Origin of the sequence: Nostoc cycadae WK-1 (assembly GCF_002897135.1) — a bacterium.
In the GTDB taxonomy this organism is placed as follows: domain Bacteria; phylum Cyanobacteriota; class Cyanobacteriia; order Cyanobacteriales; family Nostocaceae; genus Nostoc_B.
Map to the genome: position 1 here is coordinate 52,445 of NZ_DF978446.1, position 17,716 is coordinate 70,160.

General features: G+C 37.4%; 16 protein-coding genes. 6 read left to right on the plus strand and 10 right to left on the minus strand.

Translation table 11 applies throughout. The features are described from left to right. Positions 1–80: 80 nt before the first annotated feature. Both NCWK1_RS26575 and NCWK1_RS26580 read left to right on the plus strand, forming a co-directional pair. Positions 81–1,043, plus strand: a complete 963-nt coding sequence (locus tag NCWK1_RS26575) for a M48 family metallopeptidase (RefSeq protein ID WP_103126769.1) — start codon at positions 81–83, stop codon at positions 1,041–1,043. A gap of 410 nt (positions 1,044–1,453) precedes the next feature. Further along, positions 1,454–1,879: a hypothetical protein gene (locus NCWK1_RS26580; RefSeq protein ID WP_103126770.1), complete on the plus strand. Its 426-nt coding sequence runs from the start codon at positions 1,454–1,456 to the stop codon at positions 1,877–1,879. 228 nt (positions 1,880–2,107) lie between these two features. Here the strand turns inward: NCWK1_RS26580 and NCWK1_RS26585 are convergent, their stop codons facing one another. Continuing rightward, entirely contained in the window at positions 2,108–4,246 is a 2,139-nt protein-coding gene (locus tag NCWK1_RS26585) for a class I SAM-dependent methyltransferase (RefSeq protein WP_187308255.1), read from the minus strand. Between the two features lie 223 nt (positions 4,247–4,469). Between NCWK1_RS26585 and lysS the strand changes: the two genes are divergently transcribed. Further along, complete coding sequence (gene lysS, locus NCWK1_RS26590) at positions 4,470–6,155, plus strand: lysine--tRNA ligase (protein WP_103126772.1); 1,686 nt, start codon at positions 4,470–4,472, stop codon at positions 6,153–6,155. 108 nt (positions 6,156–6,263) lie between these two features. On the opposite strand, the gene NCWK1_RS26595 is transcribed toward lysS, so the two are convergent. From NCWK1_RS26595 to NCWK1_RS26615, 5 genes are all read right to left on the minus strand, one after another. Next, positions 6,264–6,998 carry a peptidylprolyl isomerase gene (locus tag NCWK1_RS26595; protein WP_103126773.1) on the minus strand — a complete coding sequence of 245 codons (735 nt, stop codon included), beginning with the start codon at positions 6,996–6,998 and terminating at the stop codon, positions 6,264–6,266. 47 nt (positions 6,999–7,045) lie between these two features. Continuing rightward, on the minus strand, positions 7,046–7,651 hold the full coding sequence (locus tag NCWK1_RS26600) for a helix-turn-helix domain-containing protein (protein ID WP_103126774.1): 606 nt from the start codon (positions 7,649–7,651) through the stop codon (positions 7,046–7,048). 415 nt (positions 7,652–8,066) lie between these two features. Further along, a complete protein-coding gene (locus NCWK1_RS26605) occupies positions 8,067–9,188 on the minus strand; it encodes a T3SS effector HopA1 family protein (RefSeq protein ID WP_103126775.1) in 1,122 nt (373 codons plus the stop codon). Between the two features lie 225 nt (positions 9,189–9,413). After that, positions 9,414–9,698 carry a hypothetical protein gene (locus NCWK1_RS26610; RefSeq protein WP_187308256.1) on the minus strand — a complete coding sequence of 95 codons (285 nt, stop codon included), beginning with the start codon at positions 9,696–9,698 and terminating at the stop codon, positions 9,414–9,416. Between the two features lie 596 nt (positions 9,699–10,294). Continuing rightward, positions 10,295–11,011, minus strand: coding sequence for a response regulator transcription factor (locus NCWK1_RS26615; protein WP_096579224.1), 717 nt, complete (start codon positions 11,009–11,011; stop codon positions 10,295–10,297). A gap of 533 nt (positions 11,012–11,544) precedes the next feature. Here NCWK1_RS26615 and NCWK1_RS26620 point away from each other — a divergent pair. Both NCWK1_RS26620 and NCWK1_RS26625 read left to right on the plus strand, forming a co-directional pair. Further along, complete coding sequence (locus NCWK1_RS26620; protein ID WP_103126776.1) at positions 11,545–13,935, plus strand: NACHT domain-containing protein; 2,391 nt, start codon at positions 11,545–11,547, stop codon at positions 13,933–13,935. Positions 13,936–14,117: 182 nt separating this feature from the next. Then, a complete protein-coding gene (locus NCWK1_RS26625) occupies positions 14,118–14,573 on the plus strand; it encodes a rhodanese-like domain-containing protein (protein ID WP_103126777.1) in 456 nt (151 codons plus the stop codon). Between the two features lie 129 nt (positions 14,574–14,702). On the opposite strand, the gene NCWK1_RS26630 is transcribed toward NCWK1_RS26625, so the two are convergent. Both NCWK1_RS26630 and NCWK1_RS26635 read right to left on the minus strand, forming a co-directional pair. Then, positions 14,703–15,332: a ribonuclease H-like domain-containing protein gene (locus tag NCWK1_RS26630; RefSeq protein WP_096579230.1), complete on the minus strand. Its 630-nt coding sequence runs from the start codon at positions 15,330–15,332 to the stop codon at positions 14,703–14,705. A gap of 75 nt (positions 15,333–15,407) precedes the next feature. Further along, entirely contained in the window at positions 15,408–15,944 is a 537-nt protein-coding gene (locus tag NCWK1_RS26635) for a CAP domain-containing protein (protein ID WP_103126778.1), read from the minus strand. A gap of 173 nt (positions 15,945–16,117) precedes the next feature. On the opposite strand from NCWK1_RS26635, the gene NCWK1_RS26640 reads away from it, so the two are divergent. Further along, positions 16,118–16,699 (plus strand): Uma2 family endonuclease, encoded by a 582-nt coding sequence (locus NCWK1_RS26640; protein ID WP_103126779.1) that lies wholly within the window; start codon positions 16,118–16,120, stop codon positions 16,697–16,699. Between the two features lie 16 nt (positions 16,700–16,715). On the opposite strand, the gene NCWK1_RS26645 is transcribed toward NCWK1_RS26640, so the two are convergent. Both NCWK1_RS26645 and NCWK1_RS26650 read right to left on the minus strand, forming a co-directional pair. Continuing rightward, the gene (locus tag NCWK1_RS26645; protein ID WP_103126780.1) at positions 16,716–17,162 is read right to left on the minus strand and encodes a type II toxin-antitoxin system VapC family toxin; all 447 of its coding nucleotides are present in this window, start codon (positions 17,160–17,162) and stop codon (positions 16,716–16,718) included. After that, positions 17,150–17,407, minus strand: a complete 258-nt coding sequence (locus tag NCWK1_RS26650) for a hypothetical protein (RefSeq protein ID WP_103126781.1) — start codon at positions 17,405–17,407, stop codon at positions 17,150–17,152. Before NCWK1_RS26650 ends, NCWK1_RS26645 begins: the two co-directional genes overlap by 13 nt. Positions 17,408–17,716 lie beyond the last annotated feature (309 nt).

A 17,716-nucleotide genomic window follows, 5' to 3' on the forward strand; every position in this document is an offset into this window, starting at 1 on the left:
CCATTAGCCCCATTTCTATTATTCAGTTATCAGTCTAATAACTGATAACTGTTCACTGTTCACTGTTCACTGATTAAATTATGCCAACTTACACAGGAATTTCTAGCGATGCGTTCAGGCATCCACTTGACCGCCAAGCTGAACAAGCTTTACGAAATTTACCAGGGTTTGAGTTAATTGCCCGTAAATTCATGGAGTTTGTCTACGAACGCCCGCAGTTAGTCTATCTAATGGGTAACACCATCCAAGTAGGGCCGCGACAATATTCCACTATTTACCAGATATTTCGGGAATGTGTGCGGGATTTGGATGTTTACCCAGAACCTGCACTGTTTGTCTCACAAAATCCCCAAGCAAATAGCTATGCTTTGGGGCAAGAAAATCCTTACATTGTTATCAATACAGGCATACTAGACTTACTGGAGGAAGTCGAAATTAGGGCGGTGTTAGCCCATGAACTGGGACATATTAAATGTGGTCATACTATTTTAATTCAAATGGCGATGTGGGCGATGAGTGCTGCTTCTGCCCTAGGTGAATTGACCTTTGGCATTGGTAATTTCGTTACCCAAGCCTTAATTTATGCCTTTTTTGAATGGCGGCGAAAAGCTGAACTGACAGCAGATCGCGCCGCCTTGTTAGTAATTGATGACATAAATCCTGTGATGTCTTCGATGATGAAGGTATCGGGTGGAAGTAGCAAATATGCCCATGAATGTAGTTTACAAGAATTTATCCACCAATCAGAAAATTATCAAGCACTGAATGAAGATGGACTGAATCAAATATATAAGTTCTTGATCTACAATGGCGCTCAGGGCATGATGTTAAGCCATCCCTTTGCTGTAGAGCGTATACATTATTTAAGGGAGTGGGCAGTATCAGAAGAATATCAGCAAATTCGCCGAGGAAACTATCAGCGATCGCCAGCCGAAGGTGCAGTAAATGTTGCATCAGAAACTTCCGCAAGTGAAGCAGAAAATTTGCGGCGGCAAATTGAAGAATTACAACAAGAAATTAACAGAATGAAAAGGTCTCAGTAGCTTTGAGGATGGGTATGATTATGCCCATCCTCAAATAATTTATTTTTATTTACAATTAATGATATTGTTCGTAACATATATAACATTGTCTTATTAGTTTTTATCCTCAAATGATCATTTTTTCAGTAGAGGCTTTTTACCTGCTGATCTAAATATAAATTTTCTGTAGCGTGATTTATTTTTTAAGATTCCTTTATCTCCGATAATACTTTTTAGGGGTGCTTGTTAGAGATAAATATTCAGCAAAAACTTATCTTCTGCATTCTGCTGTTATGCCTTCTAGACATAGGCTGCAAAATCATCTAAGCTACCATCTGTTTGTGAATGTTCAACATCCAAGATTCAAAGCAAAGTTTTGAATCTTGCTTAACTAAGTCTGAGCATGAAATTTCGTTTAGGCATTTCTCAACATGGTAATTAACTTTCCCAAATGGCTATTTTTGTTAGCTAATATTCTTTTCCTTGTCATATTCATGCCTGGGATTGCTTTAGCTACGCCTCTACAAATTCATGCTAATTCTAGTGTGATTTCTGCCCAACCTTACAAAGCTGCAATCAACTTAGCATATTTGGAAACTGATTTTACTCCCCAAGAACGTCAACAACTCCAAGGTTTACGTCAACGCCGCAACAAAGAAATTAGTACTATCTTAAGTTCATTCCAACGTGAAAAACTGAAAGAACAATTGCAGGCGGGTCATAATATTTATCAAGCCATAGAGGGTTTAGATTTACATCCCGATCAGCAAAGTATGATCAAAGCTGTGATGCAGTTATATCACTTAAAAACGAAGACCATTTTATCTCGGTATTCTCTACAATTAGGACAAGAATAGATGTTGTCTTTGACCACTAATTTGTAGTTTTATAGTTGTGTTAAGATCTGCATCAATAAAAAGCGATCGCTCTCTGGATTGGGCAGGCGATCGCTTTTTATCTTAAAATCTAATACCAATTCACAATGATGCTCGCATACTAACGCAATTAAGAAAATTAGATGCACCAAGACTAATGTGAGAAACAATCTGTTGACTAATTTAGAAGAATTGGTAGAACTCGTATTCTTATTTGTGATGATTGATTCCAATCATTTGTTTGAGTCTAAACCAGCGACCACGTAGTTGCCAAAACTTGCTGGTTTTCATAGCTGCAATCTCTTCTCTAGCATCTTGAAGCTGCTTCTCCAGATAGCTAACTTTTTGCTCAAGTTGTTTTGAGTGGGTAGAGTATTGATTGGTACTGCTTAGAGAAAATTGCTGAATCGGTAAAGGGGCGGTCGCTTCAGTTAAATTACCATCAGTTATGCTTGCTGTATGACTTGCGAGCAACTGACTATATCCTCCCGATTGAATCCAATAGACTTGATCTAAGTCAACTGAAATTATCTTTTGTAACACTGCTTTTAATTCTGAATTAGAAGCTGCAACAAGCTGGATAGGTTTTTGGATGTGATAATTATCAATAGAAGTTGGATCAGAAATAAAATTAGGATAGGTTTCTACAATTTCACATTCAGGAATCCAGGAATAGAAGAAGTCTTGCCAGCTTGGAACAATAAGTTGCAAGTTAAGTTGCCACTTTCTCAACCGATTAATCACATCCATATTGTGTTCAAAATCCGGCGATATGAGAACTGTGACTGAGTGTTTACCTTTGAAATGTGTAAAAATTAGTGTTTCAAGTCCAAAGTGTTCAAGAGCAAATAAATTAGATGGAGAAGCTTCTGGTAAAAACTCTAAATCTCTAATGTAAAATTCCTGGGCTGCTTCTGAGGAATTGTGACTTTGTAGCTGAACCTCAACCAAAAAGTTTTTGTGAGTATGCACTTCAACCAGCATAGGAATATATAGTTCGTGCCATACTCCTCTCACTAATTCTTCTGAAAAAACGTTGATCGAATTTAATTTGATAGTAATTGTCGGGGAGTCGTAATTTGAGACATAAGGAATGAGAAGTGAAAGATGCAAAAAATCCTTCAGTCTATCCAGACTAAAGAACAACCTTGCTCGTTTGTAAACAGTGCGCTTATTTTCTCCAGCCTGCGGAAGTTTCCATCCATTAAGTAATCGAAACTTAGGATAGCTCTGATCTGTGACTGATAAATTAACAAATTGGTCAGCAATAAGGTCAATTAGGCGATGGATTCCTAAATCTGGGTTATATAAATCTTTTGCATATTCAGAAGGACGAATAGCCTCTTGGCTAAGGCTACTTTGAGGAATAGAAATATGTTGCTTTTTCTGAATTAAAAAATTAATACTGCCAGCCAACTGCGGAAATTTTGTAATTGCTTCTTCAAAACTCCATTCGCTATGGTATGGCATTAATCCATAAAGGTTTTGAGTAAAAACTCGAATATCCAGTGCATCTTTGTAATATTTAAAAATTTCAGTAAATAACTGGAATTTGGGGACTTGTTCGTTTATACCTTGTAATACGCTGGTATGGTGATTAAAAATCAGGGCTTCCTCTTCCTCAGTACTGCTATCTGCCATAAAAGAGTCACCCAATGTAATTAAATATCCCCCTGGTTTTAGAACTCTTAAACTTTCCTGTAACGATTTGGGAATGTCTACCAGGTGATGTAGGGCTGCATTGGCAGTAACAATATCAAACTGACAGTCCGCAAAAGGTAAATTATCCGAGGAACCACCAAACCAACGTAGCTGTGGATATTCTGCATTCCCAAATGCACTAAGAGCAGGACTAAACTCTAGACAAGTGACGGTTGCACCTGCACTGTAAAACTTTAGGCTGTCATACCCTGACCCTGCACCAATGTCTAAAACGCACTTATTCCGTAGATCAATAGCTTGAGTCAAAGTTTTGAAGAAAAGATGCTCGTTATATCGGTACTCCAGCCAGTAAGGTATGTTTGTCAGCCCATACTTTGATAGTACTGCTACTTTGTTGCAAGAGTTGGTGTACTCATTCACCATACTGATAACATTCAAATAGTTATGGTCTGCATTCTTTTCCTTTACTTGATACTGGGCGGCATTTGCCGCAATTTCAAAAAGACTAAGTATCTCTTCCTGCTTAAAGATTCCTAAATAAGGAACACCCCAAATTAAGTCATAGTTTTTGCCACAATTGTTGCAGGTAATAGCATCAATATAAATCTGTTTGTTGTCATACTGATCAATCCGCGTGGTTAGTGCGGATTGATTGCAGGATGGACATTGAGTATTATTGAGATCCATAGATGTCGACATACCTTATTGTAGAGTGTCATTGAACCCTGAAAGCTCACCAAATCTTGTTGGCGATCGCACTTTACCCCATAATTTCCTAGCACTCAAGCTCTAACAACAAACCTTCAATCTTCTGAGCGATCGCCTCAGAAAATTATGGCAAGTGCAAAAATCTCTCACTGTCTACTTTTACAGCATCTATAATTAATCTTGCCCTATTAAGTTCGTTACCATGTCGGAAGAAGATATCCGTGCCGCCAGGCTGGAAAAAGTAGACCAGATTAAGCAGTTAGGGGGTAATCCATACTCCTATCGTTGGGAATCTACCCATAGCGCCGCCCAATTGCAAGAAAAATTTGCTGATTTAGCCAGTGGCGAAGAAGTCGATTTAGAAGTTGCGATCGCCGGTCGCATTATGGCGCGGCGTGTTTTTGGTAAGTTGGCATTCTTCACCTTGCAAGACGAAACTGGCAACATACAGCTTTATCTGGAGAAAAATCGCATCCAAGAAAGCATGGCAGAGATTGATGCTGATGCTTTCAACCACCTCAAGCAACTCACAGATGCAGGAGATATTCTAGGCGTTAAAGGCACGATTAAACGGACTGAAAAGGGCGAGTTATCAGTCTACGTCAAACAATACACCATCCTCACAAAATCCCTACTGCCCCTACCCGACAAGTGGCATGGATTAACTGATATTGCTAAACGCTATCGTCAGCGCTACGTTGACTTGATTGTTAACCCCGAAGTCCGGCAAACTTTTCGCCGTCGCGCCCAAATTACCGCAGGTATTCGCCGCTATTTAGAACAGCGAGATTTTCTCGAAATTGAAACGCCAGTTTTGCAAAGTGAAGCTGGGGGTGCAGATGCACGTCCCTTCATTACTTACCACAACACCCTAGAAATGGAATTGTATCTGCGAATTGCCACAGAACTCCATCTCAAGCGGTTGATTGTCGGTGGTTTTGAAAAAGTGTTTGAAATGGGACGGATTTTCCGCAACGAAGGAATTTCCACCCGCCATAACCCCGAATTTACCACAATCGAACTTTACCAAGCCTACGCCGACTACAACGATATGATGGCGTTGACGGAAGGTATTATTACCACCGTCGCCCAAGAAGTTCTCGGCACATTGCAAATCACTTACCAAGGGGAAACGGTTGATTTAACACCACCTTGGCGACGGGTGACAATGCACGATGCAGTCAAAGAAGCTACAGGCTTAGACTTCAATTCTTTCCCAACATTGGAAGAAGCCAAAGCCGCAGCTAAAAATGCAGGAATTCCAGGTGTAGATGAAGCCCAAACCATCGGTAAAGTACTGAATTTAGCCTTTGAAGAAAAGGTAGAAACTAGCTTAATTCAACCTACCTTTGTCATTGACTATCCTGTAGAAATTTCACCACTGGCAAAACCGCACCGTTCTCAACCTGGTTTGGTAGAAAGATTCGAGTTATTTATAGTGGGACGCGAAACCGCCAACAGCTTCTCAGAATTAACAGACCCCATCGACCAAAGAGAACGTCTAGAAGACCAAGCCGCCCGTAAAGCCGCTGGTGATTTAGAAGCCCAAGGTGTAGATGAAGATTTTCTCACAGCGTTGGAATATGGAATGCCACCTACAGGCGGTCTAGGTATTGGGATTGATCGGTTAGTAATGTTATTAACTGATTCTGCCAGTATTCGAGATGTTATTGCTTTCCCCTTACTCAAGCCAGAAGGCAGCTTTATTAAGGAATTTAGCTATGATCCAAAAACTCAAACACTGACTATTGAATTTGATGGCGGAAGTGTTTACGAATATTTCAAAGTACCTTCTAATATCAAAGAAGATTTAGATAATGCACCGTCTAAAGGTCAATACTTTAACAAGTTTATTAAAGGGAAATTTAAATATGAACAATTAAGGTGAGATAAAAGAATTGTAGTGGAGCGATCGCTCCACCCAACAAAATATTGATCATGTTGGGTTTTGTACTTCAACCCAAGCTTGTGTTTTAGGAGTTTTAATCAAATAAGACTAAATCTGCACCACAAGTTTAATTTCCTCAAGTTGTTGCTGTAGCCAAGCAGCAAACAAATCCCTGAGAATTTTACAGCGCAGTACTTCATCTAAATGAGGCTGAATAATTTCTTCAACCCAAATTAGATGAACTCCTTTTTGTGTGAGAATTGGCTTGATAATCTTTGGTGGATGGGCAGTAAAAACATACGCTGCAATCTCTGGAATAAAATCGCCACGGCATCGTATCCCACAATATCCACCAACACGGCGTAATTCAGGTTCTTTTATGTATTGTTGAGCAATATCTGGGAAAGATATTTTATTTTCTTGGACTGCATAAAATAGCTGCCAAGCTAAGTCTTCGTCATCTAAAACAACTTCATAAGTGATAGATTTAACATAATCAAGTTGATGTGTAAAAAAGAAAGGTTCGACTTGCTCTGCTAAGAGATGATGAGCTAACTTTGCCGAAAGTAGAGAAATTTCTACTACTTCTTTAAACTCATTGAGAGAAAGATAATGTTTTTCTAGCCATATTTCAGTATCTTTAGCTTTGACAAGTTTTTTTAGTAACCGCATATTATCGGCTGCCTGTTGAAGCTCTCCGGGCTGAATTTTTATCCCTGCTTGATCAGCAGCATCAGTAATAATCTTTCGAGTAGCGATCGCTTCAATCATATCGGGAAGCTGACAAGAAAGCTTCATTTGATACAATATATCTTCAGGAGAAATAATGAAAATATTAGTCATTAATTAATTCCTATTTTTTTCAAAAAATACTCCCTTCTGTCCAAGAATTAGTGATGAGTATTAACGAAATTGAGTAAATCTTCTAAACTATTATGTTCATAGCTTAATTGCAAGTCGCATATTACAATATCAGAATCTTGAATATCAGCAGTTTCTTGTTGAGAGATATTGTTACGTTGTTTTGTAGACAGTCCCATTTGTTTAAGTAAACGACTAATATGGCGTTCGGTAATTTTAATTCCCATTTCATTTGCTAAATGCTTACTTAACCATTGCGCTGTCCAGTTTTGGAATGGATAGCCATATTCATGAGGACTATGAGTTACTAATTCTTTCAAGCGTGCAATATACTGGTCATTAACACTCTTTGGCCTACCTATTTTCTGTTCCTGCCATTGGTGAGCTAATCCAGCTTTTGCCACACCACTCCAATATCGCGCCATGTGGTAAGAACAGCCTAATATTTGACAAATTTTGCTTGGAGATTTACCTTGATCTGCCAATAACATAATTTCGATTCGACGACGGTATTCGGGTTGTAAACTTGCTTGGAGATTTTTCAGCAGAACTTTTTGCTGAAAAGGTGTTAAAAACTTACTAATATTAACGTTATAGTTGTCAAAATCTTGAAATTGGTTAATTTCATGTGACATAGATATTAAAAACCTCATCCAACTAGAAAAAGCAATCCAAATTGGCGTTTTTGGCGAAAATGAAGTGATAGGCTAAAGAGAAAAATTGTTGATTTATTTTTAATAACTTCAATCTTAGTAAAGTACTTTGATCAATCACAGCCATAAATAGGAGTAAAGTTGATTATGGGGATTTGATTTTATTTATATCTTTAGAAAGATTTAAATCAATAGTTTTCTATTAATCAATCAGGAAGTTAGAGGATTCAATAAATTTTGTGTCTAAAAAAAGTCCTTAGTCTAAAGTAAATACTTAAAGCTAAGGACATTTATTAAAGGCTAACAATCATAATCATGTAATTAATCTATGTGTATCACTGATTAAGTTTGAGAATAGGCTAATTTAAAGGTATAAATAGCTCTATTTTCCAATAAGTCATGATGATAATGGTGCGTAGATATCGTGAGAGTTGGAATTCAGATAAGGATGTTGTAATTTAATGTCATATAAGGCAAATTGCTTCTGAATTAAAGCCATACGATTGCCTTTTGATTCATCTCCTTGTTGCCAAGCTTCTAATAAAGCGTTGGTCACAATTTGACAACGGTTGATGCCAAAACTTTCTTTTTCCGAGAATTTATGATTTGGTTCTTCCGCAAGTGCAAGTCCTGGAGCGAGTAATTTTGTAAATAGTGGGATTTCTTCTCGAAAATACGGTTTATAGTTGACATAAATATCTTGCAACACTACTTGAATAACTGAATATTGAGTTTTGCCAAAATAAAGTACTGCTGTATCGTAGCGATCATAGTCTGAGGGATTGTAGAGCGCTTTAAAAGTAAAAGGAATATATATAGTGTTTAATTGCTGAGTGAGGCTGCTCATAACTGCAACTGCACCTTCAGGACTTAAATTAAAGTAAACACGTACAAGCGGTGAATTGATCGCAGTCTCAGCATGACTTGATAATCCAGCATTGCCAACCGCCATATAAAAACCATTCTGCACTAAATTACGTGGCATCTTGACAGCAACAATATCTCCAGCGATCGCATTTCGTTCTATATCTCGAAGATGGCGATCGCGTTCTATATGCAAAGTCAAGCCACTTTTTTTCACCACCAGAGAGCGATCGTTTTCTTCCATTACTACTTGCCAACCTGGATCAAAGTAGCCTATACCTTTATTGGACAAGTGTAATTGCTCATAAAACGCCACATCTACTCCAAGATAAGTATTATTCTCTAAATTCTTGGGCATTGTCGAATCCATGAGATTTATATCTAAAGACAGAGCAGTTCGACTAGCGCCGTTATAGTAAATCCCATAGAGAAAGTTGCACAATTGTGAATTCAAAAACTTGTGCTGAAGATTTAAAGGTAATTTTTGAAAGCGTTCCACTGCTTCATCAGGCAGTTTTAATGGTTTGTAATTGGGATGATAAATACAAAAATTAGGTTGAATCTGAATCTTAGTAACGATATCTTCCAAAATATTTAATAAGGCTTGACTCAAATTATTGTCAGGTTGTAATATAAGTGAGTTTAGCAATTGCATAACTTTCTATTTTTAATTAAAACTACTTTTCAAAATAGAAACTAAAAGCTAGACTTCTAATATAGAATTTTTCATATTTGATTGTTATTTTTTCCCGCTATTAAAAAAATAGCAACATCCCAACTCAAAAATAATAGCCATTAATCGGAGCAGGATAAAGAAGTTTAATGCTTAATCCTGCTCATTAGTTTATTAGACTAATCTTCAGCAATAACAAGCTGAACTCTAGTCACCACCAGCACCAGCGCCACCAGCACCAGCGCCACCAGCACCACCAGCACCACCGTTACCCAAAACACCACCAGCAGCACCGCTAAATGTCTTAGCGATAGAAACAATATTATTCAGCGCATACACGTTGATGCCGAATTCCAGTAACTTCTCGATGCCGGGGCCATATCCTCCTTGCAAGTTCATAGCATCTGTATCAGCTAAATCTTGCAGAAAATTTTCAGAATCTATAAACAGTTCTGAACCAACAGAATTCAATGCAGAGTCTTGATAATTCATGATGATTATTCTCCAATTATTTGTGGAAAAAAAATCTATTACCTGTGTGTAAGTAAACTTATTTGTTTAACCTTACACTTGCATTATTAGTTGCAAAAACTAAATTTTCAAGCCTGAATAATTGATTTATTCGACACAAATTGACTAATTATGTCGAGTAATAAATTTTAATATGTCTTTGAAAATTCTATTTCAATTTCTATCGAAAAAATATTTTTTAATTAATAGATAGATTTTTAATATTGGTCTATATCCACCTAAAAACATTCACAATTTATTCAGAGCGCACATCTGTGCGCTCTGATGAGGCAGATATATCAGGTACTGGATGAAATCTGATGAAGGCTTATCAAAAAAATGTTTGACTGCCGCCTTGCGATACTAGTAGTGTCGCAACCTATCTTGAGTATTGAAAAAAATGTGTATATTGCCAATCAACTCTTAAGACATAATTAGACAAATTTTGTCTTTAAAAGAGACAAATAATCCTGCTGTTATATGTTTTAACTTCTCACTAAGCTTTAGCCGAGATATGACTATACTCGGCAAATATTGATGATTGTAAACATTGCCATTGTATTGGCGTGATTAACTTCTCAAGCAGTTGTTACTTCTGGCAATTCAAATTTATAACCGTAGCCGCGAACCGTCTTAATAAACTCAGGCACGTTATGATCAACTTCTAATTTCTTGCGTAATTGACCAATATGTACATCCACAACTCTTCCATCTCCTACATAGTCACAACCCCAAACTTTTTGAATGAGTTGTGAACGACTCCAAGCTTGACCAGGATGACTTGCTAAAAAATGCAGAATATTAAATTCCAATGCTGTTAAATTTAGTGGCTTATCATTTAGTGTGACTTCTCTACCTTCTGGGTTAATTGCTAGTTGCTTGAATACCAAGCGTTGTACAGGATAAGGATTAATGCAACGTACCCGTCTCAAAAGTGCTTGTACTCTAACTTCTACTTCTGCCAAACTAAAAGGTTTAGTCATAAAGTCATCTGCACCAGCAGAAAGAATCTTAATTTTATCTTCTTCCGCATTTCTACTTGTCAGTATCATTACTAAGACATTATTACGGCTCTGCATTTCTTCACATAAATTGTAGCCACTGATATCTGGTAAATTCCAATCTAAAATTACTAAGGCTGGGTTAAATTGCTCAAACATAGATAGAGCAGTTTTGCCATCTGCCGCAGACTCTATGTGATATTTTCGACCAAGAAAACGATAGATTAGATTACGTACACCAAAGTCGTCATCTACAACAAGAATTTTGGGATTTGTAGCAGGAAGCATCACCATAAAGTTCTAGCCTATTATTCATCTGGCAACTCGCAGTTGAGATAGCTTTGTTGAAATACGAGAAGCCACTCTAAGAAAGTTTAATATTACAAAAATTTTTAGTTTTTCTTGACATTTACCTAAGTTGAATACTTAGACAGAAAACAGCCTTTAGTCAGACATTGCCACTACTCTACTGAGATACACTTAATTTTCTATTAAATTTCAGAAAAGTTCAGCTATCATAGTGCATACCAAATGTATAAGTTTTGTATGATTTTTGTATGTTTTTGAATATTGCAGTATATCGTAATACTTCTATCTTCACGGGAAGTTAAATTTCCTGAGTATTTACCAAAAAAATACCCTTCAGACAGAAAGTAAATTCCTCACTAAGCCTGGCTCAACTGATTTCAGGTGTACATCTAGTAACATAATTCACTCTCAACTTTCCATAACTATCTCCTTTGGAAAAGTACAGCCATCTGTCCAGGGTGTGTCTACGTGCAGCTACCTTTCTCTATGTAACCAAAAACACTTAAAAAGCTGATTGTATGACAAGCCAAGGACTAAGAGCTTCCTTAGAAGGTATCAGAGCTGCAAAAACAGCTTTAACTGACAAAACTTTAAGCCAACATAAATTAGCAATAGCTTTAGGTATTACTCGTCAACCAGTATCTAAGTTTTTTGCAGGTGAGCCAGTTTCTCGCAGTTGCTTTGTGCAAATTTGTCAACATTTAGGATTATCTTGGCAAAAAATTGCTGGTCTACCAGAAGATATAACTTCAGAATTGACTACTACATCACATAGAAATAATAGAGATTTAAATATATTGGTGCAGGAAATCCGCCAAAAGCGCCAAGACAAAATTCAAGACCAATGCGGTACTCTGCAAATGTTGGATATTGCTCAGGCAATTCCATTAGTTGATATTTATACTACTGTTTATGTATTAGAAAAAATTACTAGCCAACGATGGTTAGAGATTGGAGATTTGTTGAAAGAATTTTGTTTTGAATCAGGCTTTGAACGGCTAGTGAAAGACCAGGTTCCCCAAAAATTATCAGGGTTAGAAGCAGTATTGCTTTACTCGAAGTTGATGGTGCTGGGTAAACCAGCTATAGGTAAAACAACATTCTTAAAATATTTGGCGGTTGAGTGTAATAAAGGAGAATTACAACCAAATCTTGTGGCAATTTTTATCAGCCTCAAGGACTTTGCTGACGACTTTAAAGATAATAGTGATTTCAATTTGTTGAAGTATATTAGCCAGGAATTTCTGAGTTGTGGGATTGAATCTGAATCAACATTAAGTTTATTAATTGCAGGTAAAATGTTGATTTTATTGGATGGGTTAGATGAAGTACAAGTGGAGGAAGTAAATCAGGTTAATAAAGAAATCCGGCGTTTTTGTCAGACTTATTACAAAAATAAGTTTGTGATTAGCTGTCGAATAGCGGCTCAAAAATACAAATTTCCGGGGTTTACAGAAATCGAAATTGCCGACTTTGATATGCAACAGGCTGAGGCTTTTGTCAAAAACTGGTTCGTAGCAGTTGCTCATGAATCTAGAGAAGATGGGGAAGCTATCGGCAATTTATTTATTCATCAACTAAATTTACCAGAAAATAAGCAATTTAGAGAATTAGCAATAATACCAATTTTACTACATCTAATTTGTTTATTCTTTCAAGCAAAATCTGAATTTACATTTAAGCCAGCTAAGTTATATGAGCAAGCATTAAATATTTTGCTGAGTCGATGGGATGAAACCAAAGGTATTCAAAGGCATTCAGTTGGCTGTAATTTAAATTTAGCTAATGTAAAAAAACTACTGGCTCAAATTGCTGCTATTACTTTTGAACAAAGTAATTATTTTTTTGAAGAAGAAATAATCCAAACACTAATAGTTCAATGTTTAACTAAAGATAATGAATATTTCCGTAGTAGTTCAGAATTGCTAAATCAGCAGGCTCAATATGGTGCAAAATTCATGAAATTACTTGAGGTGAATTATGGTGTATTAGTGGAGCGATCGCAGGGAATATACTCTTTCTCTCATCTGGCTTTGCAAGAATATTTGACAGCAAAAAATATTGTCTTAAATTACCAAGAACAGTCAATAAATCAACTGATTAATCATATTACTGATAAACGCTGGAAAAATGTCTTTTTACTAACCGTAAGTATGTTGCCTGATGCTGAAACAATGCTGCGGTTAATGAAACAAAAAATAGATATTTTAGTGGCTCATGACCAGAAAATTCAAGATTTTCTATTGTGGCTGCATCAAAAATCTAACTCAGTTACTACTCAATATAAACCAGGTGCTATTCGAGCTTTTTACATCGTTTGTGTTGGTCGTTCATTAGAGGTGTTTCTCAAAGGTAGCAATTTTCCTCAACACCAAGTCTTTTGCCATTCATCTAGCTATGGTCTGGAACGTGCTATGATTGGGAATTTAGCATTTAATCCTGAACTTGCTATAGATGAGTTTCTCACGAGTACTTTTGCCTGTGCTGGGGAACTAGAGTTTGCCTGTAATTATATTTTGAATGATGCTATTGTTTTTGACTATGACCATGCTTTAAATATTGCCTTTGATAAAGCACTGAATTTAGTTGTTGAGCCTAAATTTAAACAATTTCTCCACAATCTGAAAAAACAACTACCAAATGCACAAAGCAATCCCCATAAATTTCGTAAGTGGTGGATAGAGCATGGTAAATTCTGGAATGAAAATTTTAGAGAACTTTTGGTTAAATATCGGAATATTTGTCACGATTGGCAGTTGAGTAAACAGCAAATAGAGTTGCTTCAGGAATATTATATGGCTAATAAGTTACTAATAAATTGTCTGAATACTGCCAATAATATTAGACCAGCAATTCGACACGATATTGAAGAAAAATTATTGTTGGCAACTACCCAGATAAAACAATAAATTATATAGGTTTTGTAGAAAGTAAATATTAATTTAGTAACACTTATAAAGAGGTCATAAATAGTAAAAAATCAACCAATATGCCATAAGTAAGACTTTTATAACATTCATACCAGAGAAAGAGCAATTAAATAGTTCAATCTCGTTAAATTGCTGTTAGCGAAGTTAGTTAAGGATATTTTATGAATAATTTAGTAGGCGGTATTATTCCTCAACAGCCACCAATCGAACCTCAGTCTGATGCTCATGTTCTCAAGTCTCGCTTGGAATGGGGCGAACCAGCTTTTACAATTTTGGATGTGCGCGATCGCCAGACATATAACGAAGGCCATATCATGGGATCAATGCCCATGCCTATTGATGAATTAGCAGACCGCGCAGTACCATCTCTAGACAAAAGCCGTGATATTTATGTTTACGGTGGCAATGATCAAGAATCTGCTCAAGCTGCACAAGTTCTGCGTTCCGCTGGTTTTGAGCATGTATCTCAATTAATTGGTGGTCTAGGCGCATGGAAGGCAATTGGCGGCCCAACAGAAGGTATCGTTGAATCTAGAACTCCCGCAGGTGCAGATGACTATAATGTTGTCTCTCGTCTGAAAAACCACGCAGAAAATCAACAAAAATCTGGTCAATAGTCAATGGTCAAGAGTCAATAGTCAATGGTATGGCAGGGGACAGGTGACAGCATTAAGAAACCTGTGCTGTCTAAGTCTTATCTTTTACTGATGTCCTAATACTATGGACTATGGACTCTTGACTTTTAATCAATGCTCAAATAAATCTTTGAACTGCAATAAATCTAATGAAACGATTGTTGGTAAAACTTGAAAGCATTCTTGTGCGAGTTCCCAACGTTCTTCTCGTTTAAGCATTTCACTCAGCTTGTGCTGGACACTAATTAAATAGCGAACATCATTGGCAGCATAACTTAATTGCGCCTCAGTTAAATTAGCAGCATTACCCCAATCAGAACTTTGGGCGCTTTTATCAAGTTCTACTTGTTCTAACTCTTGTACTACCTCTTTAAGTCCGTGACGGTTGGTGTAAGTCCGGGCTAATTTACTGGCAATTTTAGTACAAAAAACAGGCTGGACATAAATTCCTAAGTTGTGGCGTAAAGTCGCAACATCAAAACGGGCAAAGTGAAAAATCTTCAGTACATTCTTGGCTTCAAGAAGTTGTTTTAAATTTGGCGATTGGGTTTGTCCTCTAGTAATGCGAATTGCTGTGACTTTACCTTGTGAGTTGCACAGCTGAACGAGACACAAGCGATCGCGCTGTGGTAATAATCCCATAGTTTCTGTATCAACAGCGATCGCCTCGGCTTTTAAGTACTCACTGAGGGTAGAGTCATTAATATCGCGATCGCAAACCTGAAAATCTGGTAATGTCATGAGTCACTCAACCATAAATGCAGTGTCTTTCACAAAAGAATACCCTTAGACACTACATAATTTCAGCCAGTAAATTTATCTAGTTAGAATAAAAATTTGCGTTAAATAGACTTCGCCTTGCTGATTAGTCGCCACACCAACCCCAGTCAGGTTGTATTTACCCTTGATATTCTTTAAATGTCCAGGACTATCTAACCAACCAATCACAGCCTGACTAGCAGGATTGCTGTATCCCTGATTAACTGCAACATTTTCGCCTGCACTATTGAAGCGAATTGAAGTAGCTGTGACACGCTTTTCAAATCCGTTATGGCTAAAGGGAACTTTCCCCTTAGCCATATTTTGACTGTGAATTCTGGCTTGTCGAGAGATATTAGCATTTAGAGTTAACTTTGGCAGTTTTTTAGCAGATCGATAGCGATTTATTTGTTCAAAAACTGATTTTTCTAATGCGGTCGTGTTAAAGGTAGTAGTGGATGAGGCCAGCTGACTTGAAGCAATCTGCTGAGTTGTGTTGTTAGTAGATGAGTGGCTTGGTATGGGAGTAGTGATAAATCCACTAGCAAGGACAAGCGTACTTAAAGCGATGCCAAAAGCAGGTTGTCGAAACATGGAGAGTTACAAAATATAGATGATTAAGACCTATACTCTACCTTCGACTTCCGAGAATCTGTAACAGGATATTATGAAAAATTGCTCAATCTGGGAAATAAGGGCTAGAGACTAAGGACTATAGCCATTCCGCCCTCCAAGCTAAAATCAAAAAAACGAGAAACAATCTTGCTATGGTAGCCATCTCCCCACAACCACAAAAAATGACCATCGAGGAATATCTCGTATGGGAACTCCAGCAAGAGCTTCGTTATGAATATGTCAACGGCGAAGTTTTTGCCATGACAGGTGGGACAATTCCCCACAATGACATTGCACTGAATTTTTACACAGCCTTACGCCCACATTTACGCGCTAGAGGCTGCCGAATTAATGTATCGGATGTGAAAGTGCAATTTGATGCTAAAAATATCTATTATTATCCTGATGTGATTGTTAGTTGCGACCCTCAAGACTTGAATGCTCGCAAATTTATTCAAAATCCTACAATCATTGCTGAAGTTTTATCCCCTGGTACAAGCAGCAAAGATCGGGGCGAAAAATTCACTAATTACTTAACAATTCCCTCTTTACAAGAATATTTATTGATAGATTCCGAAAAAATATCTGTTGAACGCTACTGTCGGGGAGAGGGAAGAATGTGGCTTTACTATCCCTACACGGAGGGAGATATGATTACCTTATCAAGCATCGAATTTGAGTTAGCGATCGCACTACTCTATGAAGATGTGGTATTTGCACCAGCAGAAGAATAGTTGATTGTGCGATCGCTCATGATGCCAGCACTTCATCTAAAATCACGATGAATAAGTTTGACACTGTTCTTAGTTGTCGGTCATTGGTGAGAAACTGGGTACAGCCTAATGCTGTAGCTGTTGCAAGATGAATGGCATCGGGTGTTCTCAATGAAGGTGTTATAGCACGTAGCCTTGCTGCGTCCTTCAAGATGGCTTGACTAATGGGAACTAATTGTATTTGGGGTGATTGCAATAATCGCTCGTAGGCATTAATCAGAAATATATCTGAATTTCTCATTGGTATGACTAGAGTTTCCATCAAAGTCAGTTCACTGGTAAAAACTTCCAGGTTTCCTGTCTGAAGGTTATTCCATAGAGGATTCAGCAACATTCCATAAATTGGGGTCTGTTCAACAGCGTAAATAATCGTTACTGTATCAATGTATATACGGTCAGCATTGGAAAATGTTAGTTGTCCCATGCCTCTTTCTCTACCTGTATATCTCGATTAATTTCTTCTACACTTCTTCCGACAGGGCGTTGTCTATGGATTTCTTCAAGCAATGTCAGAATTGATTGGTTTTTTAGTGCAGGTTTCTGTTCTGGTAACAAGACAATCACTTCAACGGTTTGTCCTACTGAGGTTAAAGCAGTATCATTAGGCAAATTAATTTCAATTTTGTTGCCTGGTAAAACTTGAGTTTCAATTCGTAACGCCGATTGCATCTGGTATTCTCCTATTTAAATTTGCCCTATATTTTATTAATCATGGCGTAGATTTTGCTGCGATCGCTCCTGAAGTTGTGCAAAAATGCGATCGCCCTTTCTAAAAGATTCTCTGAGTATACCCATTGCAACTTTCCCCTGCTCCCCTGCTCCCTACTGCCTGCCAATACCATCACACAAGTGCCTGTCACTCTCGCTGACATTAATATTATTCTCTAAATAATTGCGTACCCAATCACAATTGTCTTGCATTAAAGAGTCTAATTTTAAATCTGGAATCTTCCAGAGTTTGATTGTGTTGTCACTACT